This window comes from Paraburkholderia azotifigens (assembly GCF_007995085.1).
In the GTDB taxonomy this organism is placed as follows: Bacteria; Pseudomonadota; Gammaproteobacteria; order Burkholderiales; family Burkholderiaceae; genus Paraburkholderia; species Paraburkholderia azotifigens.
Genome location: NZ_VOQS01000001.1, coordinates 665,634 through 685,922 on the forward strand (window position 1 = coordinate 665,634; position 20,289 = coordinate 685,922).

The window sequence follows — 20,289 nt, forward strand, 5'->3', positions numbered from 1 at the left end:
TGAAGGAATGGGAGGAATTCAGCGCAGCGAGCGCGGTGTCGCGTCGCCCGCCGCATCCCGGCGCACGCCGCGCCGCGTGCTGGCGGCTGTGCGCGTCGCACCGAACTCGGGCAGGATGCGCGCTCTCGCGCGGCTCGCGAACACCAGAAAACCGAAACCGTCCGCCTCGTACCAGTAGCCGCCGTTTTCGAGTCCGTCGAGCGGCTGCTCGAGCGCGTTCGCAATCGACTCGATGCAGCGCCTGCGCAATTCGGCGACGGCGGGATAGGGCGGCTGCGCGCCGCGCACGCTGCATAGCAGGACATCGAGTCCCGGCAGCACATGCGCGTAGAGCACGGGCTCGTCCTGTGAGCGGGCGCGCGCAATCTTGGTGTCGAGCTGGCCGAATGGCTTGAAGTGTCGCAGCACGGCGAGGAACGACTCGTCGCCGTCCACCTTCGCGCGCCTGCGCTTTTTCGGGAAGGACATAAAAACTCGCCTGAAAAGGAATTGCAAGAAACGCAGCGTCCTCATGCGACCACTCCCGGCTTCGCGCGCCGCACGTCGATCTTTTATAGCATACGAAAATGCCGGATACACGGTGATTCGTCTGTCTCACTCCATCGTCCGTGCGAATCAGGCCGAATCGCGTCGCCGTGCGCTTTCGCATCTCCTGTGCATCTGGTCTCAATAATAGACTCAGCCGCGCTGCGCGTGTTTCCGGACCCTTAAAAAAAGACACTTTTATGTGCGCCAGCACCTTCTTCGCGCGCATTGAAATATCCGTTGCGCCCGTCGATAATGGCCGCGTTCCAGTTGCAGCGCGGTTTCGACGCGCATCGGGCCGGAGCGCCGAAGCGGCGGACGCTGCACATGAGTGAAAATATCGATGGCGTTCGCCGCGCGCCGACGCTACACGCGCTGCGCACAGCGACGATGCATGCGTCCCGCTCATCACTGCGCGCGTGCCTGTTCCACATGTCGGGAAAGCGGCGCGCGCCGCGTCGGACGTCCGTGCCGCACTGCGCCAGGCATTCATGAAACTGTTCACCAAAGGTCTATTACTGATTGCGTTGCCGAGCGCCATCGAACTGGCGTTGCTCGGCGTCGTCTTCGACATGCAGGCACAGACGACAGCCGCCGTCGAGCGCTCGTCGGACAGCAAGCAGATCCTGTATCAGGCGGCCGCGCTCGAAAACCCGGTGCTGCGGCAGGTGGCGCGCGTGCGCACGGGCATCGCGGCAGGCGATCCTTCTTTCATGGAGCGTCATGCGGCGTGGGTCGATATCGGCGACCGGCTCGCGCGTCTCGAACAGGCCGTCGCCGATACGTCCGATCAGGCCGCGCGCGTGCAGGGCATGCGCGAGGCTATCGACAATTACCGGCAGCAGGCGCTGTCCGTCGCGCAATCGCTGCGCACGGGCGCGACGATGACGCCGTTCGCCACGCTTGAAGGCGGCGAACTGCCCGCGCAAGTGGTGCGTTTTCGCGAGCAGTTGCATACCTTCGTCGACGAAGCCGCGCGGCTCGACGGCGAGCGCAATGCGACGCTCGCTCGCACGCGCCAGCGCCAGCAATATGCGCTGGTGGGCGCCGTGATCGGTTCGATGCTGCTGTGGGCGGGCACCGCGTTCGCTTTCGCGCGCGGCATCGGCCGGCGGCTCGACGTACTTGCGGACAATGCACAGCGGCTCGCCGACGGGCAGACCTTGTCGAAACCGCTGGCGGGCAACGACGAAATCGCCGCACTCGATGCCGCGCTGCATCGAACGAGCGGGCTGTTGCGCATCGCGGAACAGAATCAGGCGGCGCTGAAGGTCTCGCTGCAGGCGCGCGCGGCGGAGCTCGCGAGCGTCAACGAAACGCTGCGCCAGGAGACGCAGGACAACGAGATGTTCATCTACAGCGTGTCGCACGATCTGCGCTCGCCGCTCGTGAACATGCAGGGCTTTTCGAAGGAACTGCAGGTTTCGTGCGACGAGTTGCGCGCGACCGTCGTCGAGGCCGGCTTGCCTGCGGACGAGCACAGGCGGCTCGCGCACGTACTCGATGGCGACATGCAGGAATCGCTGGGATTCGTGCGCTCGTCGGTGACGCGCGCAGCGGCCATCATCGAAGCGTTGCTGCGCATTTCGCGCGCGGGGCGGCTCGAATATCAATGGCAGCGCGTGAGCGTCGGGCGCGCGGTCGCACGCGTCGTCGATACGCTGCAAAAGCGCATCGACGAGCGCCGCGCGGTCGTGATCGTGCGCGAACTGCCGACGGCGTGGGGCGATCCGTCCGCGATCGAGCAGGTGTTCAGCCAGTTGCTGTCGAACGCGATCAACTTTCTCGATCCGTCGCGGCCGGGACACATCGAAATCGGCGCGCTGGACGCGCAGCAGGAAGACAGCGTGCACAGCTCCGCGCCGAGGACGCGCACCTTCTTTGTGCGCGACAATGGACTGGGGATTCCGGCCGCGTATATGTCGAAAGTGTTTCGTGCATTTCAGCGGCTGCATGGCGACGTCGCGCAAGGCGAGGGCGTTGGCCTTGCGCTCGTGCGGCGCACCGTCGAGCGTCACGGCGGGCGAGTATGGGTCGAATCGGCGGAGGGCGCGGGCTCGACGTTCTTCGTCACGCTGCCCGATCATCCGCTGCGCCATTGATGCGTGCATGAAGCCGGGTCGCGCGCATCTGCCAGCGCGCAAGAAGCCGTAAGCCGACACCCGCATAATGTCGGGCAACGAGTCGTACCATGGGACGCGGTCGCGCCAACGCGCAACGCATAACGCTCGTGCAACGCCAGAGCGCCGGAGGGAACATGTCAAACGGGGAAGCGGTCGGTAAGTCGGTCGGCATCGTGCTGGTCGAGGACGATGACGGACACGCCACGCTCGTCGAGCGCAATCTGCGGCGCGCGGGCATTTCGAATGGGTTCGTCCGCTTTACCGATGGCCAGGAAGCGCTGGACTATTTCTTCGGCGAGCCGCGCGCGGGCGATCACGCGAACGGCCGGCCGTCGCGCGACGAACTGGCGAATTACGTCGTGCTGCTGGATCTGAAGATGCCGCGCGTCGACGGCTTCGAGGTGCTGCGGCGGCTGAAAGCGTCGCCGTCGACGGCGTCGATGCCCGTAATCGTGCTCACGACCACCGACGATCCGCGCGAAATCGAGCGCTGCTATGAACTCGGTTGCAACGTCTACATCACGAAGCCGGTCGAATACGATGCGTTTATCGAGGCCGTGCGGCGCCTGGGCTTTTTCCTGCAGGTCGTGAAGCTGCCGCCCGGGCAGCGCTATGCGCAGGCGTGATCTGCGAAAGCGCGGCTGTTGCGCGCAGGATCTGCGTCGCCATGCTGACGTCCTCGTCCGTTTCATTGATCTGAATCATCTGGCATGACAGAACACGTATCCACGCCACCTGCAGCCCTCGTGCTCGTCGTCGACGACGACGAAGGCATCTTGCGTCTCGCGCGCAAGTCGCTCGAGCGCGCCGGCTGCCGGGTCGAACTGAGCAGCAGCGTCGAGGCCGCGCATCGCTCGATCGTCGCAAATCCGCCCGATCTGATCGTGCTCGACTACCACCTCGACGGCGCGGAGACGGGGCTCGATTTTTTCCGGCGTCTACGTGGCGAAGGCGTACGCATTCCCGCGATTCTCGTCACCGGCTTCACGGATGAATCGCGTGTGATCGAAGCGCTGCGCTCGGGCGTATCGGACGTGGTGCCCAAAGCGGGCGACTATCTCGACTATCTGCCCGAAGCCGTCGAACGGGTGCTGTCGCAGATGCAGCTGCAGCGGCAATCGGCGGAAGCGCTGCTGCTGCGCGAGCGGGAGGCGCATTACCGGATGTTGTCGGAGGCGCTGCCGCACCTCGTCTTCACCTGCAATGTGAATGGCGACTGCGACTTCGTCTCGAAGCAATGGGTCGAATACACAGGGCTCGACGGTCCGAATGCGCTGGGTCTTGCGTGGCTCGACGCGGTGCATCCGGACGATCGCGAGGCCACGCGGCGCAGCGTCCTCAAAACGGTGCGCGGCGACGGCAGCGACTATCGCAGCGAATTCCGCATCCGCCGCCGCGACGGTGCGTATCGCTGGTTCGATGCACGCATCGCTGCAGTGCGCGACGCAGGCGGCGTCATCAGCAAGTGGTTCGGCAGTTGCACGGACATCCATTCGCAACGCGAAGCCATCGAGGAACGCGAGCGTCTGCTCGCCTCCGAGCAGGCCGCGCGGCAGATAGCCGAAGAGGCGAACCGCGCGAAGGATCGCTTTCTTGCGATGCTGTCGCACGAATTGCGCACGCCGCTCACCCCCGTGCTGGCGGGCGCGCGCATGCTCGAAATCATGCCGGACCTGCCGGATGCCGTGCGCGCGGGCGTCGTGATGATCCGCCGCAATGTCGAACTCGAAGCGCGGCTGATCGACGATCTGCTCGATCTGACGCGGGTGGCGAACGGCAAGCTGCGTCTGTCGCTGGAAACCGTCGACGTTCATGACGTGATCGAGAGCGTGCTCGAACTGTTCCGCAGCGAGATCCAGACCAAGCAGCAGGACGTGCATGTCGAGAAGAACGCGCATCATCATTTCGTGCTCGCCGACCGCGCGCGGTTGCAGCAGATGCTGTGGAACCTGGTCCGCAATGCCGCGAAGTTCACGCCGGACGGCGGCCATATCTATGTGCGCACGCGCGACGAACGGATGCACGTGCAGATTTCGATCGAAGACACGGGCGTCGGCATCGAGCCGGAGATGATCGGCAGGCTCTTCAATGCGTTCGAGCAGGGCAGCCAGAACATGTCGCGGCAGTTCGGCGGCCTGGGTCTCGGGCTCGCGATCACGAAGGCGCTCACCGACGCGCACGGTGGCACCGTCACTGCGCAAAGCCCAGGTGCGCACTGCGGCGCGACCTTCACGATCACGCTGCCCACGGCGGCCGAACCGCTCGCCGAGCCTGCCGCGCCCGAAGCCGCCAGCGTGCAGTCGGCGGGTGGCCTGACAATTCTGCTGATCGAAGATCATGCGGACACGGCCGAGGTGATGGCGCAACTGATGCGCGCACTCGGCCACGAAGTGACCGTCGTCGGGCGCGTAGCCGATGCCCTCGCCGCGACGCAAAGCGCCGGCTTCGATCTGATCGTCAGCGACGTGGGTCTGCCCGACGGCACGGGCCTCGATTTCATCAAGGTGTTCCGCGAGCGCGACGATGCGCCCGCCGTTGCGCTGACGGGTTTCGGCAGCGACGAGGACATCCGGCGCTGCCTCGAAGCGGGCTTCACGTCGCATCTGACCAAGCCAGTCAACTTCTCGCAGCTGGAGCAGGTGATCGAAGGCGCGGCGATCGTCAAATTGCAGAAGGGGCGGACGAAGCGCGGACGGGTTAGCAGGCGCGCTGTAGCCGTCCCAGCTGAAACGACAAGGGCCTGTCATGCGACAGGCCCTTGTGTCTTTCATCGAGCTGCAATGTGAGCGGCCCGCTTCAGCGAGGTGCCGTCAGACGCGTGGCGAATTCTTCAGCGAATCGCGGATTTCGCGCAGCAGCAGCACGTCTTCCGGCGTGGGCGGCGGTGCGGCCGGCTCAGCGGCTGCGGGCGCCCGCAGCTTGTTGATGAACTTGACCATCATGAAGATGATGAAGGCGAGGATCACAAAGTTGATCGCGACCGTGATAAACGAGCCATAACCGAATGCGGCGACGCCCGCCGTTTGCAGGTCTTTGTAGGAATCGGGGTTGCCCTTGAAGTTGGCGGGTATCGGTCCGAGCAGGATGAACTTGTTGGAGAAATCGAGGCCGCCCGTCGCCACGCCGACGACAGGCATGATCAGATCCTTCACGACGGAGTTGACGATCGTCGAGAACGCTCCGCCGATAATCACACCGACTGCGAGGTCCATCACGTTGCCTTTGAGGGCAAATTCCTTGAATTCCTTGACGAGGCTCATCGGGCAGTTCTCCTTGAAGTCGATGGCGACATGATAGCCAACGATCGGCGCAGCGTGAAATGATTTAGCGCCCGATCGCAACGAAACGCGGCGGCGGCCCGTTCGTTCGGCAGATATGTCGCGGAAGTGACAAAGAACCGTCGGTGTTTGCAAACGCCGGGCCTGCAGCGCACAACGCGATGCAGCCGCTCAGATTGCCGAGGCCCGCGCCTGTTCGATGTGCGCGGCGAACGTGACGGGATCGGTATTCGTACCGCATAGCAGCACGCCGACGCGCTTGCCTTGCAACTGCTCGCGCAAAGGCCCGAGCAGGGCAGCCGTGGCGGCCGCGCAGGCCGGCTCGACGGCGAGCTTAAGCTGGTTGAACAGCGTGAGCATCGCGGCGCGCAGCGCGTCGTCTGTGACCGTCACGAGGCGGTCCATATGACGGCGGCACAACTCATAGCTGTATTGTTCGGTGTGCGGCGCCATCAGCGAGTCGGCGATCGAATGCATGTGGCTCATCTTGACCGTGTGATTCGCGGCGAAGCTGCGGCTCATCACGTCCGCGCCCTCCGGCTCGACGCCATACACATGCACGCGCGGATTGGCGAGGCGCAGCGCCGTCGAAATGCCCGCCGCGAGTCCGCCGCCGCCGATGGGCACGATCACGGCATCGAGGTCGGGTGTCTGCGTCGCCCATTCGTAGCCTAGCGTCGCCGTGCCGAGCACCGTGCGGTAGCCGTTGAACGGATGCACGAAGTAGCGGCCTTCCTCGGCTTCGATTCGCCGCACGATCTCGAACGCTTCGTTCACGTTGTCCGCCATCACGACTTCCGCGCGGTACTGGCGGCACAGCGCGATCCGCGCGGGATTTGCCGCATGCATGACGACGACTTTCGCGCTGATGCCCGTGCGCATCGCCGCATACGCGACGGCCACGGCATGATTGCCGCCCGAGACGCAGGTGACGCCCGCGTTGCGTTGCGCCTCATCGAGCGCGAGCAGATTCGTGAACGCGCCGCGCGCCTTGAAGCTGCCGCCTGCCTGCAGCAGTTCGAACTTGAAATTGACCAGCGTGCCTTCGAGCGTCGGAAAATCCATCCGGTCGAACACAGGCGTTCGCACGACCCACGGCGTCAACGCGAAGTGCTGCGAGGCGATATCGTCGAGTGTCGGTATCGGCTCGCCGTCGATCGTGCGGTCGGTGTGCCGCGGCGTGGCGGTGGACATGGCGTGCGTACTCGTAGGTGGGTGAGGTCCGCGTTCTTGTGCCGTGCTTGTGGTGCTAACTTCCGTGCTTGCTTGCGTGTTCGTTACTGTTCGACTGCTTCGATCAACGCGCGTGCGCGTCGACCGACATGCTGTGAATGAATTTCTCGAGGAACCGTTCGCACTGCGTGAGCTGATCGAGCGAGACGAACTCGTTCGCCTTGTGCGCCTGCTGAATGTCGCCGGGGCCGCATACGATGCTCGGTATGCCCGCCAGCGAGAACAGACCCGCTTCCGTGCCGTACGCAACCTTGCGCTTGTCCTGATCCGCGGTGAGCGCGCGCACCAGTTGCGTGATGGCCGCCTGTTCCGTGGCATCGAGGCCTGGCGCGGCGGCGATCTTCGTGAATTCGATCGCGGCCGCTTCGTGCTCGCGCTTCATTTTCGGCAGCAGCGTTTCGCGCGCGTATTGATCGATGCGCGCGAAGATCGGCTCGGGGTCGAGCGTGGGCAGATTGCGGAACTCGAACTCGAAGCTGCATTCGGCGGGCACCGTGTTGATCGCGTTGCCGCCCTTGATCGTGCTGGTCTGCGCCGTCGTGAACGGAACGTCGTAGAGTTGATCGAACGGGCCTTGCTCGCGGAACTGGTCGGCCATGTCGCGGATGAAGCAGATCAGCCGAGCCGCGTATTCGATTGCGTTCAAGCCCTTCGGCGTGAGCGACGAATGCGCCGCGAAGCCGCGCACGCAGCACTGGTAAGCGTTGATGCCCTTGTGCGCGATGATGGGGCGCATGCTGGTCGGCTCGCCGACGATGCAGCCGTCCGGCTTGATGCCGCGCTTCATCAGGTCGGCGATCATCAGCGGCGCGCCGACGCAGCCGACTTCTTCGTCGAATGAGAACGCGAGGTGGATCGGCCTGGCGAGCTTCGTCTGCTGCATCTGCGGCACGAGCGTCAGCGCCGCGCCGATGAAACCCTTCATGTCGCACGTGCCGCGTCCATAGAGCTTGTCGCCGCGCACTTCGGGCTTGAACGGATCGCTGTCCCAGTTCTGGCCGTCGACGGGCACGACGTCCGTGTGGCCGGACAGCACGATTCCGCCATTCGTCTCGCCGTCATGCGCCGGAATCGTCGCGAACAGATTCGACCACTTGCCGCTTTCGTCGTGCGTGAGCGTCGCTTCGATACCTTGCTCGCGTAGCGAATCGCGCACCGTTTCGATCAGGCCGAGGTTCGGATTGCGGCTGACCGTGTCCATCGACACGAGGCGCGTGACCCAGGGAAGCGAAGCGGGAGAAGCCGCGTGGGTGGACGCTGAGGAAGAGGTGGGCGTGTGTGCGGACAGCGCTTTGTCAGCGACCTGTGACATGACTTGAGCTCCAGCTTGGGTGTCATTCGATCATACCCAAAAAACGCTTAACTGGCTAAAGCTCATCACTCGATTCGCTTGCGGGGCGGGGCTTTGCGCGATGCAGCAATTATCGGGAACGCAGCGGCGGGCGTCGGCGAACGGTGTAATCGATTTTGCTGACGGGTCAGGATCGTGCGGGATCGGCTGTGAGCAGCGCGAGCAACGCGCGTTCGTAAGTGCGGTAGACGGGCGCGATGGAAGCCAGTTCGATGCGCTCGTCGGCTGCGTGGATGCCAGCGCATTGCACGCCGAAGCCGCACAGCGCGGGGATGCCGAGCAACGCCAGATAGTTGCCGATGTTCGACGGCCCGGCGACGACGCGCGGCCGGTCGGCGCCGAATTCGTTGCGCGCTGCGTGATATAGCGCACTCGCCAGCGGATGCGATGGCGCAACGCGATACGCGGGCCAGCCCGGCATCCATTCGATCGATGTTGCGAGCGACGCATCGTGAAGCGCGTCCTGCGCGCGAACCGTGTCTTCGATCGCACGCTGTGCGTGCGCTGCATCGAAGCGGGGCGTGAGGCGGCAATCGATATCGACTTCACAACGGTCGGGCACGCGGGTGAACGTGCCGTCGCCCGAACGGATGCCAGTGACGGTGAGCTGAGCGGGGCGTCCGAAGTCGTCGTCGGCGGGTAGCGCCATGTCGTTCAACGCAGCGGCGAGGCGCGCGCCGCGAATCGCCGCATTGAGCCCGCGCGTGCTGCTGGCGCCCGAATGCGCCGCGACGCCGCGTATGACGAGCGTCGCGCGAATGAACCCGCGCGCACCGACCACGATGCGGTCGCTGCCTGGATAGCCGATGAACACGCCATCGGCGCGGGGCGCATGTGACGCATCGAAGAACGCGCGGGCGCCGCCAAAACGGCCAGTGTGCTCGTCGAGATCGAACAGCACGCCGAGCGTGCCCGCGAGTGCGTCGGTGCGCCGCGCGAACGCAGCAGCGAGGTGCGCGAAGATCGCGACGGCCGCCTTGCTGTCGGCGCTGCCGCGTCCATAGAGCCAGCCATCCACGACTTGCGCGCTCAACGGCGGATAGGTCCACGTCGATTCATCGCCGAAGCCGGCGGTGTCGAGCGTCGCGTCGAGCACATAGTGCGGGCCCTCTTTTGAGCCGCGTATTTCAGCGTATAGCGCGAGCGGCGCGCCGTCTGCCGACACCACACGGCGCGTGTCGACGCCGCATTCGACGAGCCAGGCTTCGACACATTCGAGCACGGGCAGGCACGTATCGATGCCGCCGCGGCTCGGCAGCCGCACGAGCGCCGTCAACAATTCGACGATGGATGCCGTGTCGACAGCGCCCATCATGCGCCTAGCGCGACGACGCGACGCGCTGATCCGACGCGCCCTTCGACGGCGTACCGAGCGCGCGCAGCGTCTCCTTCACGGTCGCGACACGCACCGTGAAATCGGGACTGCGCGTTTCGATTCGCAGCTTGTCCTGGCCCGCGAGCTTGATGTGCTTGTGCTTCTGAACCATTTCGATGATCCGCATCGCGTCGATTGGCGGATTCGGGATGAACTGCAGGCCGATGACGGCTTCGCCCGCGTCGATCTTCGAAATGCCGAGCGGCTTCGCCGCGAGCCGCAAGCGGTGCGTCTCGACGAGCGCATGCGCCTGCGGCGGCATCTTGCCGAAGCGGTCGATCAGTTCCTCCTGAATGCCGTCGATCGAATCGTTGTGCTCGCAGTTCGCGAGCCGCTTGTAGAGCGACAGACGCTCCTGCACGTCGCCGCAATAGTCGGCGGGCAGAATCGCGGGCGTGTGCAGGTTGATTTCGGTGGTTGCCGCGAGCGGCGCGGTGAGGTCCGGCTCCTTGCCGTTCTTCAGCGCCTTCACCGCGTCGTTCAGCATGTCGGTGTACAGCTGGAAACCGATCTCGTGAATCTCGCCCGACTGTTTGTCGCCGAGCACTTCGCCCGTACCGCGGATTTCGAGGTCGTGCATCGCCAGATAGAAACCCGCGCCGAGTTCTTCCATCTGCTGAATGGCCTCCAGCCGCCGTTGCGCCTGCTTCGTCAGCCCTTGCGGATCGTGCACGAGCAGATACGAGTACGCCTGGTGATGCGAGCGCCCGACGCGCCCGCGCAACTGATGCAGCTGCGCGAGACCGAACTTGTCCGCGCGATGAATCAGGATCGTGTTCGCGCTCGGCACGTCGATGCCTGTTTCGATGATCGTCGTACACAGCAGCACGTTCGCGCGCTGCGCGACGAAATCGCGCATCACGCGTTCGAGTTCGCGCTCGTGCATCTGGCCGTGCGCCACCGCGATCCGCGCTTCGGGCACGAGCGCTTCGAGCATCTGGCGGCGGTTCTCGATGGTCTCGACTTCGTTGTGCAGGAAGTACACCTGGCCGCCGCGCTTCAGTTCACGCAGCATCGCTTCGCGGATCACGCCGTCTTCCTCGCGGCGCACGAAGGTCTTGATCGCGAGCCGCTTCTGCGGAGCCGTCGCGATCACGGAGAAATCGCGCAAGCCTTCGAGCGCCATGCCGAGCGTACGCGGAATCGGCGTCGCGGTCAGCGTCAGCACGTCGACCTCGGCGCGCAGCGCCTTGAGCGCTTCCTTCTGGCGTACGCCGAAGCGGTGTTCCTCGTCGATGATCACGAGCCCGAGCCGCTTGAACTGCACATCCGACGACAGCAGCTTGTGCGTGCCGATCACGATATCGACGCTGCCTTCGTTGATCTGCTGGATCGACGCGCTGACTTCCTTGCCCGTCTTGAAGCGCGACAGTTCCGCGATACGCACGGGCCAGTCGGAGAAACGGTCGGTGAAGGTCTGAGTATGCTGTTCGGCGAGCAGCGTCGTCGGCGACAGCAGCGCGACCTGCTTGCCGCCCATCACGGCAATGAAGGCCGCGCGCAGCGCGACTTCCGTCTTGCCGAAACCGACGTCGCCGCACACGAGGCGGTCCATCGGCTTGCCGCTCGTCATGTCGCCGATCACGGCGGCAATCGCGGCTGCCTGGTCGGGCGTTTCCTCGAAGCCGAAGCTTTCCGCGAACTTCACGTAGTCGCGCGGTTCGAGCGCGAAAGCGTGGCCTTCGCGCATGGCGCGGCGCGCGTACAGGTTCAGCAGTTCGGCCGCCGTGTCGCGGATCTGCTGCGCGGCCTTGCGCTTGGCCTTTTCCCACTGGCCCGAGCCGAGCGCATGCAGCGGCGCGCTTTCGGGATCGGCGCCGCTGTAGCGGGAAATGACGTGCAACTGCGCGACGGGCACGTAGAGCTTGCTGTCGCCCTGGTATTCGAGATGCAGGAACTCGGTTTCGCCTTCGCCGAGATCCATCGTCACGAGGCCCATGTAGCGGCCGATGCCGTGCTGCGAATGCACGACCGGGTCGCCGACCTTCAGTTCGGACAGATCGCGCACCATCGAATCGACGTTGCTCGCCTGTTCCTGGCGGCGGCGTCCCGCTTTGCGCGCGAGCGGGCCGTACAACTCGGTTTCCGTCAGGATCGCGACGCCTTCGGCGGGAACCGCGAAGCCGTTCGAGAGCGGCGCGACGCCGAGCGCGAAGCGCGCGTCGGAACTGAGCCAATCATCGTAGCTGTCGACGGAAGCGGGGCGCAGTTCGTTTTCGGCCAACAGTTGCGCGATCGTTTCGCGGCGGCCCGCCGATTCCGCCGCGAACAGCACGCGGTTCGGCGTCGTGTCGAGCCATGCGCGGAGCGCGGAGACGGGATCGTCGGCGTGACGGTCGATCGCGAGATTCGGCAGCGGCACGGCCCAGCCGCCGCCTGCGTTGCCCGGCAGCGAGAGGCGCGCGAACGGCTTGGCGAACGTGTAGAAATCTTCGTCCGACAGGAACAGGCGACTGGGCTCGAGAATCGGCCGGTCGCGGTCGTGCGACAGAAAGCCGTGGCGCTGTCTGGTATCCGCCGTGAAGCGCCGGATGGCCGTGTCCAGATCGCCGACGAAGACCAGTTGCGCGGCGTCGGGCAGATAGTGAAAGAGCGTCGCCGTCTCTTCGAAGAAGAGCGGCAGATAGTATTCGATGCCCGCCGACGGCACGCCGTTGCCGATGTCCTTGTAGATCGACGCGCGGCTCGGATCGCCCTCGAACACTTCGCGCCAGCGGCTGCGAAACGCGGTGCGCGCGGCTTCGTCGAACGGGAACTCGCGGCCCGGCAGCAGACGCACGTCCTTCACGGGATACAGGCTGCGCTGCGAATCGGGATCGAACGCGCGGATCGAATCGACCTGATCGTCGAACAGGTCGATCCGGTACGGCAGCGGCGAGCCCATCGGAAAGAGGTCGATCAGCGAGCCGCGCACACAGTATTCGCCCGGCCGCACCACCTGGCTCACGTGCTCGTAGCCGGCGAGCGTCAGCTGCGCCTTCAGCTTCGCTTCGTCGAGCCGCTCGCCCTGCGAGAACGAGAACGTGTAGGCGGCCATGAACGACGCGGGCGGCATCCGGTAAAGGGCTGTCGTCGCGGGCACCAGCAGGATGTCGCAACGGCCTTCGCCGAGATCGTGCAGCGTCGCGAGCCGCTCGGACACGAGATCCTGGTGCGGCGAGAACGAGTCGTACGGCAGCGTTTCCCAGTCGGGCAGCAGACGGATGCGCGCGTCCGGCGCGAAAAACGCGAGTTCCTGCGACAGCCGCTGCGCATCGACGGCGCTCGCGCAAACGACGGCGAGCAGCGGCATCTGTGCCTTGTATGCGCGGTGATAGCGGGCGATCAGCAGCGCGTCGGACGAGCCGTGCGTGCCGTCGAACACGAAACGCTGGCCGGCCTTGACCAGCGCGACAGGCGTTGAAGAGGAGGACTGCGTGGATGCGGCGATGTCGGGCATAAAAGGGAAACGGCCTGTGGGTGACGCCAATGAACGACGGATCAACGATCAACTGCAAACGTAACGGTGCAACGGACAACAGCAAACGGACTGCCAGCGATACTGCCAGCGGCTCGCGACGCGCACGCGCCAATGAGCGGCGCCAGCGGACGCCTCGTGGGCGCGTCGCTGGAAGGGCTTGACGGGCAAGCGCGGGTAAGCGCGCGGCAAGTTTACGCGCGCCGGAGCGTGCGTGCCGAAGACCTATTATAAAATCCGTCCTTCACTTTGACCTGCAACGCGCCCGTTCTGTGACTTCCCGCCTCTTTGCACTGATTCCCTGCGCCGGCACCGGCAGCCGTTCGGGCGCGCCGATGCCCAAGCAATATCGAACCGTCGCGGGCCGCGACATGCTGCATTATTCGCTCGCCGCGTTCGACGCCTGCAGCGAGTTCGCGCAAACGCTCGTCGTAATCGCGCCCGACGACCAGCACTTCGATGCGCGCCGCTTCGCGGGTCTGCGTTTCGCCGTGCAACGCTGCGGCGGGGCATCGCGGCAGGCGTCGGTGCTCAACGGGCTGCACGCGCTCGCCGGGTTCGGTGCGCATGACGGCGACTGGGTGCTCGTGCACGACGCCGCGCGCCCCGGCATCACGCCGGCGCTGATCCGCACGCTGGTCGGCGCGCTGAAGGACGACGCCGTGGGCGGCATCATGGCGCTGCCCGTCGCGGATACGTTGAAGCGCGTGGCGCCCAGCACCGACAACCGCATCGATCACACCGAACCGCGCGACGGCCTGTGGCAGGCGCAAACGCCGCAGATGTTCCGCATCGGCACGTTGCGCGAAGCCATTCTCCGCGCGCAGAGCGACGGCCACGATCTCACCGACGAGGCAAACGCGATCGAATGGAGCGGCCACGCGCCTAAACTGGTTCAGGGCAGCTTGCGCAATTTCAAGGTCACCTATCCGGAAGACTTCGATCTTGCCGAAGCCATTCTCGGACGTGGCACGGCGGGCTGACGCTCCGCGGTAATCACAACGCTTTCTGGAAACAACGGAACCCCACGCATATGGATTTGAGAATCGGACAAGGCTACGACGTTCACGCACTGGTGCCGGGACGGCCGCTCATCATTGGCGGCGTGACGATTCCGTACGAGCGCGGACTGCTCGGCCACTCGGATGCCGACGTGCTGCTGCACGCGATCACCGACGCACTGTTCGGCGCGGCCGCGCTCGGCGATATCGGCCGCCATTTCCCGGACACGGCAACGGAATTCAAAGGCGCGAACAGCCGCGTGCTGCTGCGCGAATGCGCGGCGCGCATCGCGAAAGCGGGCTTCAAGATTCAGAACGTCGACAGCACCGTGATCGCGCAGGCGCCGAAGCTCGCGCCGCACATCGACGGCATGCGCGCGAATATCGCGGAAGATCTCGGTCTGCCCATCGATCGCGTCAACGTGAAAGCGAAGACCAACGAAAAGCTCGGCTATCTGGGGCGAGGCGAGGGCATCGAGGCGCAGGCGGCTGCGCTGTTGTTGCGCGCCTGAGTTTGGGTAATGCGTCACTAGCGCGCGTTCAACAGCAAAACGCCACGCATTTGCGTGGCGTTTTGTTTGGGTGCAAGGAAAGCGCGCGGCTTACTTGCCTTCAGCCACGATCACCTGCGCCGCCGCGTTGACGACAGCCGCGATCCGGCCGACGTCGCGCAACTGCGTCGAACTCATCCCTTCGTTGACCAGCGTGTCGAAGTGCGACTTCACGCAGAAATGGCACTTGCCGATGATCGATGCGGCCAGCGCATACATTTCGAAGCGCCGCTTGTCGACGCCGCCGTGCGACGCGTAAGCGTTCATCCGCAAGCCAGCCGGCTGCGATTTCAGATCGGCGCTGTCCGTCATCTCGACGTACGGATACCAGACATTGTTCATGCCCATCAGCGCGGCCGCCGTCAGCGCGCCGTTCACTTCTTCCGGTGACAGCACGCCTGCATTGCGGATCGCGCCGATGATCGTGGGACTCTTCGCAGCGAACGCCGCAGCCAGCGCGACGCCGACGGCATCGTTGCCTTCGAGCGACGAGCGCGCGATCGTGCCGTCCAGATTGAGGCGAATGTCTTTGGCGTAGTCGGGAATTGCTTCCTTAATCGTCGCAATGAATTCCATTAATATCTCCTATCAAATTGCCGATAAAAAAGCCCGCTGGCCTTTTCAAGCGTAGCGGGCTTTCGACTGCACGTTCTTACAGCGTCGCGCCGCCGACTGCGCGGTTGCACGGACACAGTTCATCCGTTTGCAGACCGTCCAGAATACGCAGCACTTCTTCCGGGTTACGGCCGACGTTCAGGTTGTTCACCGAAACGTGCTGGATCGTGTTGTCGGGATCGACGACGAACGTGGCGCGCAGAGCGACACCCGCTTCCTTGTCGCGCACGCCGAGCTGGTCGATCAGTTCGCCCTTCACGTCGCCGAACGCGTAGTGGTTCAGCTTGTTCAGGTCCTTGTGCTCACGGCGCCATGCAAGCTTGACGAATTCGTTATCGACGCTGCCGCCGAGCAGAACGGCGTCGCGCTCTTCGAAGTCCTTCGCCAGCTTGCCGAACTCGACGATTTCCGTCGGGCAAACGAACGTGAAGTCCTTCGGGTAGAAATAAATGATTTTCCACTTGCCCGGGAACGACGATTCGGTGATTTCTTCGAACGCCGACACGCCGTTCTCTTCATGGTTATTGAAACCCGGCTTCGCAGCGGTGACGGTGAAAGCTTCGAGTTTATCGCCGACAGTTTTCATGCGTTGACTCCTTGAGAATTGGCAAAAAGAGATTCGCAAAACAACCCGCTCAAACTACCTGCTGGCTGTAACGAACGCGTTACACAGCAAAAACTATAAAGCTATTAATCAATAGATTAAATAGATTTTATCTAATGATTTGGAAGGATTTTCTCGAATAAGACGATAGTGGAGTTTTGTCGTATCTGTCATCGCCAGAATCGGGAATGGATTGCCCAAAATACGGCAACAGCAGCGGGCGGCTGGACGCGTTTTACACGCTCTTCGCCAGCGGAAACTCGATGGTCACTTCGAGACCCGGCAGCGGCGTGCGGTTGCGCAGCCGCAGCGCGCCGCGATAACGGCCGACGAGCCGCTGCACGATCGCCATCCCGAGACCCGTGCCGTTCGCCTGCGTACGTGCCGTATTGACGCGGTAGAACGGACGCGTGACGAGCGAGAGCTGATCTTCCGGAATGCCCGGGCCTTCGTCGACCACCGACAGCTCGACGCGCGAATGCGACACCCGCGTTTCCAGAATCACGTGCGGGATGCCGTCGGACTCGGACAGGCCATACTTGCGCGCGTTCTCGATCAGATTGCCGACGACGCGCCGGATATCCGTTTCGTCCGCCTCGATCACAGCAGAGGGAGCAAGCCGCGTGACCAGTCGCATGCCGTCTTCGCTCGACATGCGCGCAGCCAGTTCTCCTGCGATCACCGACAGGTCGACAGGTTCCGGATTTCTCTGCACGGGACGCGCGTAATCGAGGAAGCGGCCGATGATCATATCCATCTGTTCGATGTCGTCGATCATTGCGTCCTTGGTGGCCTGATCCGAAGGGCTCATTTCCGTTTCCAGACGCAGACGAGCAAGCGGCGTGCGCAGATCGTGCGAAATGCCCGCGAGCATCAGCGCGCGGTCCGCCTCGAGTTGCTCGAGATCCTGCACCATCTGGTTGAAGCTTCGGTTGGTTTCGGCCGCGACGCCCATGCCGCGCTCGGGCAGTTTCTCGGGCGCCTGGCCCGAACCGACCTTGCGCGCGGCCATCGCGAGGCGCGCAAACGGCCGGTTCACCAGACTCGTGATGAAGGCCGCGCCGAACAGCGACAGCGCGAGCGCAAAAATACCCCAGCCGGCCCATTGCAGGCCTGTCACGCTATCCAGCTGGTCGCGGTCGAGCGCGACCCAGTAATCGTCGTCGTCGATCTTGAAGCTGATCCACACGCCGGGGATGTCGTTGACCGACTGCGCGATGATCGTGTCGTCGCCGAGACGCCCGCGAATATCATGCTCGATCAGACGATTCAGCGACTCGTCGGGCTGGAGCTTGTATTTGTCGGTGGTCTCGCGCGGGTACACGCGCACGCCTTCATTGCTTTCGAGATCTTGCAGCAGCGCGCGCCGCAGATCGGGATCGGAATAGAGGAGTGCGGTGCGCGTGAGCTTCACGATCGCGACCAGTTGCAGCGCGACGCGCTGCGCGCGCGGCTCGCGCTCGATCACGCGGAAGCTCTGGAACCATGCGGCGAGACTGACCGCGATCAGAAGCGCGATCAGCAGGAATGTTCGCCAGAACAGGCCGCCGAATGCGAGCGTCAGGAGGCGCCGGTCGATCCGCATGCGGCCTTCGTGTCAAAAAAGAGAGACAACAGGAACGGCAAACTCAGGCAGCGCCGTCGGGAATGAACACATAGCCCAGACCCCAGACTGTCTGGATGAAGCGCGGGCTGCCCGGATCCGGTTCGATCAGCTTGCGCAGACGGGAGATCTGCACATCCAGACTGCGGTCGAATACCTCATATTCCCGGCCGCGCGCGAGTTCCATCAGCTTTTCGCGCGACAGCGGCTGACGCGGATGGCGCGCGAACACCTTCAGCACCGAGAATTCGCCCGTGGTCAGCGGGATTTCCTGGCCGGCCTTGGTAAGCGTGCGCGTGGCGAGGTTCAGTGCGAATTCGCCGAATTCGAAGACTTCGGAGGTTTCCGACGGCGCGCCCGGCAGTTCGGAGGGCGACTGGCGGCGCAGCACCGCATGAATGCGCGCGACGAGTTCGCGCGGATTGAACGGCTTCGGCAGATAGTCGTCGGCGCCCATTTCGAGGCCGACGATGCGATCCACGTCCTCGCCTTTGGCGGTGAGCATGATGATCGGCGTGCGGTCGTTGCTGCCGCGCAGACGCCGGCAGATCGAAAGACCGTCCTCGCCCGGAAGCATCAGGTCGAGCACCAGCAGGTCGAACCGTTCGCGCACCCACAGCTTGTTCATCGAGGGTGCGTTCTCAGCGACGTAAACGTTAAAGCCCTGCTCGCCGAGATAGCGACGCAGCAGATCACGCAGACGCGGGTCGTCATCGACGACGAGGATTTTCGAAGGGTTTTTGGTTTCCATGGTCGGCATCTTAGCGCGATTAGAAAGGGGTGCGCGTTTGCACCAATTATCACGTAACAGTCAGTTACAAAATTTACCCGGCCTGTGGCACGGCGTAAAGCCTTGGCGCTTACACTCCTTTACTGTTTGCGCCAGTTCGGTAGATACTTCACTCGAATAAAGCTCTCGCACCCGGTTACAAGCCGGCGTCATTACACGTATCTGAGGTTGCCGGTTGCCGCGCCACGAAGGGAACAAGATGAAGGGAGGGGTCTGGCCGAACATGCGCCTGAGCGTGATCGCGGTAGCAGTTGCGATCGTGTTCGCTAGCGCGTTGAGCCCGGTCTCCGCCCATGCCGATTCCTCGACGGAACGCAACACCGACACGCGCCCGCTCCAGCGTCCACATATGCGCCCGGGCCGCCAGCCGCACAATCCCAATGCCGATCGCCCCGCGTCCGACACGATCATGCGCACGACCGCCGTGCCGCCCGATCTGGATCAGCGTCGACGCGACGGACACATGACGCCTGAAGAGCGTCGTCTGCTGCGGCAGCATATCGAAGACGCTGTTCGCGAACTGTACAAGCGCTGACGCCTGACGTTCGTTCGCCGTGATTCGCGGCGCAAGTGGCCGTGCGCGCGCGGTCGATTGCAACAGCTGTGATTCATCCCGTGAGGCGTAGATGAAACGACGCGACTTCCTTTCGATGGCAGCGGCGGCAGGCGCCTCGTTATCGATGTCGCGCGTGTTCGGCGCGCCACAGTCAGGCAGCGGCAAAGCGTCGCAACTGGATGCACGCGCAACGGCTCGCGTCCGTTCCGGCAAGCTGCTGATCCTGATCGAGCTGAAAGGCGGCAACGACGGATTGAACACTGTCGTTCCGTTCAACGATCCCGCTTACTACGCGCTGCGCAAGCACATCGCGATACCGCGCGATCAGGTGCTCGCACTCGACGCACGCACGGCGCTGCATCCGGCGCTGCATCCGCTGCTTTCTCTGTGGCGCGATGGGCAACTGGCGGTGGTGCAGGGCGTCGGCAGCGAGCGGGATACGGCTTCGCATTTCCGCTCAAGGGAGATCTGGGACACGGCATCGCGCGCCGATGTGTATCGGCGAGACGGGTGGCTGATGCGTGCGGCCGGGCAGTGTGCCGCGCTGAACGGACGCTTCGCGACGGCGTCGTTCGGCAGCGTCGAGCAGGGGCCGTTTGCGCAGTCGGCGTCGTGCAGTGAGCAAGACTGGGCGCGTATCGACGATCCCGAAGCGACGGGTGTTCGGATCGATGTAGACGAAGGCGAGCGCGGTCCTGCTTCGAGCGCGATGCTCGATGCCGGGCGCGCCGATGCACTCGCGTTCAAAAATTCGATCGACGCAGCGCTGCGCACGGTCGATACCATGCAGCCGCATGCGTGCGGTGCGATCCGCGTGACGCTCGATGGTTTCGATACACACGGCAACCAGCTCGCACGCCATGCGGCCTTGCTGACCCAGCTTGCCGACGGCTGCGCAATGCTGCGTGCAGAACTCGTGCGCCGCGGCCGGTGGCGCGACACGCTCGTGATGACGTACTCGGAATTTGGCAGGTCTGCGCACGAGAACGCGTATCGCGGTACCGAGCATGGCGGCGCTGCTGCGCACTTCGTGATGGGCGGCGAGGTGCAGGGCGGTGTGCATGGACAGCCGCCCGATCTGACGCGGCTCGATGCCGATGGCCGTCTGCCTGCCGAGATCGATTTCAGGCGGCTCTATGCAACCGCGCTCGCTGCATTCTGGAAGCTGGACGCGAAAGCGGTGCTGCACGACAACGTGGCACCCCTGCCGCTGCTGCGCACGTGAAC

Annotated in this window: 17 protein-coding genes; 7 read left to right on the forward strand and 10 right to left on the reverse strand. The window is 64.1% G+C overall.

What is annotated here, in order from left to right:
* Positions 1 to 18: 18 nt before the first annotated feature.
* Positions 19 to 513 (reverse strand): hypothetical protein, encoded by a 495-nt coding sequence (locus tag FRZ40_RS02945; RefSeq protein ID WP_028365456.1) that lies wholly within the window; start codon positions 511 to 513, stop codon positions 19 to 21.
* 503 nt (positions 514 to 1,016) lie between these two features.
* On the opposite strand from FRZ40_RS02945, the gene FRZ40_RS02950 reads away from it, so the two are divergent.
* The 3 genes from FRZ40_RS02950 to FRZ40_RS02960 all read left to right on the forward strand — a co-directional run bounded on the left by FRZ40_RS02950 (position 1,017) and on the right by FRZ40_RS02960 (position 5,434).
* Entirely contained in the window at positions 1,017 to 2,627 is a 1,611-nt protein-coding gene (locus FRZ40_RS02950) for a sensor histidine kinase (protein ID WP_028365458.1), read from the forward strand.
* Between the two features lie 155 nt (positions 2,628 to 2,782).
* Positions 2,783 to 3,274, forward strand: a complete 492-nt coding sequence (locus tag FRZ40_RS02955; protein WP_028365459.1) for a response regulator — start codon at positions 2,783 to 2,785, stop codon at positions 3,272 to 3,274.
* Positions 3,275 to 3,358: 84 nt separating this feature from the next.
* Positions 3,359 to 5,434: a hybrid sensor histidine kinase/response regulator gene (locus FRZ40_RS02960; protein ID WP_240057067.1), complete on the forward strand. Its 2,076-nt coding sequence runs from the start codon at positions 3,359 to 3,361 to the stop codon at positions 5,432 to 5,434.
* Between the two features lie 24 nt (positions 5,435 to 5,458).
* Here FRZ40_RS02960 and mscL read toward each other — a convergent pair whose 3' ends face one another.
* The 5 genes from mscL to mfd form a co-directional block, all read right to left on the reverse strand.
* Complete coding sequence (gene mscL, locus FRZ40_RS02965; protein WP_028365461.1) at positions 5,459 to 5,908, reverse strand: large conductance mechanosensitive channel protein MscL; 450 nt, start codon at positions 5,906 to 5,908, stop codon at positions 5,459 to 5,461.
* A gap of 189 nt (positions 5,909 to 6,097) precedes the next feature.
* Positions 6,098 to 7,120 carry a threonine/serine dehydratase family protein gene (locus FRZ40_RS02970; protein ID WP_028365462.1) on the reverse strand — a complete coding sequence of 341 codons (1,023 nt, stop codon included), beginning with the start codon at positions 7,118 to 7,120 and terminating at the stop codon, positions 6,098 to 6,100.
* A 103-nt stretch (positions 7,121 to 7,223) separates the two neighbouring features.
* A complete protein-coding gene (gene argE, locus FRZ40_RS02975; RefSeq protein WP_147233263.1) occupies positions 7,224 to 8,471 on the reverse strand; it encodes an acetylornithine deacetylase in 1,248 nt (415 codons plus the stop codon).
* A gap of 166 nt (positions 8,472 to 8,637) precedes the next feature.
* On the reverse strand, positions 8,638 to 9,825 hold the full coding sequence (locus FRZ40_RS02980; protein ID WP_147233265.1) for a M20 family metallopeptidase: 1,188 nt from the start codon (positions 9,823 to 9,825) through the stop codon (positions 8,638 to 8,640).
* Positions 9,826 to 9,829: 4 nt separating this feature from the next.
* Complete coding sequence (gene mfd / locus FRZ40_RS02985; protein ID WP_147233267.1) at positions 9,830 to 13,324, reverse strand: transcription-repair coupling factor; 3,495 nt, start codon at positions 13,322 to 13,324, stop codon at positions 9,830 to 9,832.
* A gap of 290 nt (positions 13,325 to 13,614) precedes the next feature.
* On the opposite strand from mfd, the gene ispD reads away from it, so the two are divergent.
* Both ispD and ispF read left to right on the forward strand, forming a co-directional pair.
* Positions 13,615 to 14,325, forward strand: coding sequence for a 2-C-methyl-D-erythritol 4-phosphate cytidylyltransferase (gene ispD / locus FRZ40_RS02990; protein WP_147233269.1), 711 nt, complete (start codon positions 13,615 to 13,617; stop codon positions 14,323 to 14,325).
* Between the two features lie 50 nt (positions 14,326 to 14,375).
* A complete protein-coding gene (gene ispF / locus FRZ40_RS02995; protein WP_028365467.1) occupies positions 14,376 to 14,855 on the forward strand; it encodes a 2-C-methyl-D-erythritol 2,4-cyclodiphosphate synthase in 480 nt (159 codons plus the stop codon).
* Positions 14,856 to 14,945: 90 nt separating this feature from the next.
* Here the strand turns inward: ispF and FRZ40_RS03000 are convergent, their stop codons facing one another.
* The 4 genes from FRZ40_RS03000 to ompR all read right to left on the reverse strand — a co-directional run bounded on the left by FRZ40_RS03000 (position 14,946) and on the right by ompR (position 18,476).
* On the reverse strand, positions 14,946 to 15,470 hold the full coding sequence (locus FRZ40_RS03000) for a carboxymuconolactone decarboxylase family protein (protein ID WP_028365468.1): 525 nt from the start codon (positions 15,468 to 15,470) through the stop codon (positions 14,946 to 14,948).
* A 76-nt stretch (positions 15,471 to 15,546) separates the two neighbouring features.
* Positions 15,547 to 16,095, reverse strand: coding sequence for a peroxiredoxin (locus FRZ40_RS03005; RefSeq protein ID WP_028365469.1), 549 nt, complete (start codon positions 16,093 to 16,095; stop codon positions 15,547 to 15,549).
* Between the two features lie 253 nt (positions 16,096 to 16,348).
* Entirely contained in the window at positions 16,349 to 17,698 is a 1,350-nt protein-coding gene (locus FRZ40_RS03010; RefSeq protein ID WP_028365470.1) for an ATP-binding protein, read from the reverse strand.
* Between the two features lie 43 nt (positions 17,699 to 17,741).
* Positions 17,742 to 18,476 (reverse strand): osmolarity response regulator transcription factor OmpR, encoded by a 735-nt coding sequence (ompR, locus tag FRZ40_RS03015; RefSeq protein ID WP_007585880.1) that lies wholly within the window; start codon positions 18,474 to 18,476, stop codon positions 17,742 to 17,744.
* A 229-nt stretch (positions 18,477 to 18,705) separates the two neighbouring features.
* Here ompR and FRZ40_RS03020 point away from each other — a divergent pair, with 229 nt between their 5' ends.
* The gene (locus FRZ40_RS03020; RefSeq protein WP_147233271.1) at positions 18,706 to 19,041 is read left to right on the forward strand and encodes a hypothetical protein; all 336 of its coding nucleotides are present in this window, start codon (positions 18,706 to 18,708) and stop codon (positions 19,039 to 19,041) included.
* 91 nt (positions 19,042 to 19,132) lie between these two features.
* A complete protein-coding gene (locus tag FRZ40_RS03025; protein WP_147233273.1) occupies positions 19,133 to 20,287 on the forward strand; it encodes a DUF1501 domain-containing protein in 1,155 nt (384 codons plus the stop codon).
* The last annotated feature ends 2 nt before the right edge of the window (positions 20,288 to 20,289 follow it).

What these genes read in the sequence shown, in the direction of transcription:
- FRZ40_RS03005 (WP_028365469.1), bottom strand. Translation starts at nt 16,095, where the DNA reads ATGAAAACTGTCGGCGATAAACTCGAAGCTTTCACCGTCACCGCTGCG.
- ispF (WP_028365467.1), top strand. Translation starts at nt 14,376, where the DNA reads ATGGATTTGAGAATCGGACAAGGCTACGACGTTCACGCACTGGTGCCG.
- FRZ40_RS02980 (WP_147233265.1), bottom strand. Translation starts at nt 9,825, where the DNA reads ATGATGGGCGCTGTCGACACGGCATCCATCGTCGAATTGTTGACGGCG.
- FRZ40_RS03020 (WP_147233271.1), top strand. Translation starts at nt 18,706, where the DNA reads ATGAAGGGAGGGGTCTGGCCGAACATGCGCCTGAGCGTGATCGCGGTA.
- FRZ40_RS02970 (WP_028365462.1), bottom strand. Translation starts at nt 7,120, where the DNA reads ATGTCCACCGCCACGCCGCGGCACACCGACCGCACGATCGACGGCGAG.
- mscL (WP_028365461.1), bottom strand. Translation starts at nt 5,908, where the DNA reads ATGAGCCTCGTCAAGGAATTCAAGGAATTTGCCCTCAAAGGCAACGTG.
- FRZ40_RS02950 (WP_028365458.1), top strand. Translation starts at nt 1,017, where the DNA reads ATGAAACTGTTCACCAAAGGTCTATTACTGATTGCGTTGCCGAGCGCC.
- FRZ40_RS03025 (WP_147233273.1), top strand. Translation starts at nt 19,133, where the DNA reads ATGAAACGACGCGACTTCCTTTCGATGGCAGCGGCGGCAGGCGCCTCG.
- argE (WP_147233263.1), bottom strand. Translation starts at nt 8,471, where the DNA reads ATGTCACAGGTCGCTGACAAAGCGCTGTCCGCACACACGCCCACCTCT.
- FRZ40_RS03000 (WP_028365468.1), bottom strand. Translation starts at nt 15,470, where the DNA reads ATGGAATTCATTGCGACGATTAAGGAAGCAATTCCCGACTACGCCAAA.
- FRZ40_RS02955 (WP_028365459.1), top strand. Translation starts at nt 2,783, where the DNA reads ATGTCAAACGGGGAAGCGGTCGGTAAGTCGGTCGGCATCGTGCTGGTC.
- FRZ40_RS02960 (WP_240057067.1), top strand. Translation starts at nt 3,359, where the DNA reads ATGACAGAACACGTATCCACGCCACCTGCAGCCCTCGTGCTCGTCGTC.
- FRZ40_RS02945 (WP_028365456.1), bottom strand. Translation starts at nt 513, where the DNA reads ATGAGGACGCTGCGTTTCTTGCAATTCCTTTTCAGGCGAGTTTTTATG.
- FRZ40_RS03010 (WP_028365470.1), bottom strand. Translation starts at nt 17,698, where the DNA reads ATGCGGATCGACCGGCGCCTCCTGACGCTCGCATTCGGCGGCCTGTTC.
- mfd (WP_147233267.1), bottom strand. Translation starts at nt 13,324, where the DNA reads ATGCCCGACATCGCCGCATCCACGCAGTCCTCCTCTTCAACGCCTGTC.
- ompR (WP_007585880.1), bottom strand. Translation starts at nt 18,476, where the DNA reads ATGCCGACCATGGAAACCAAAAACCCTTCGAAAATCCTCGTCGTCGAT.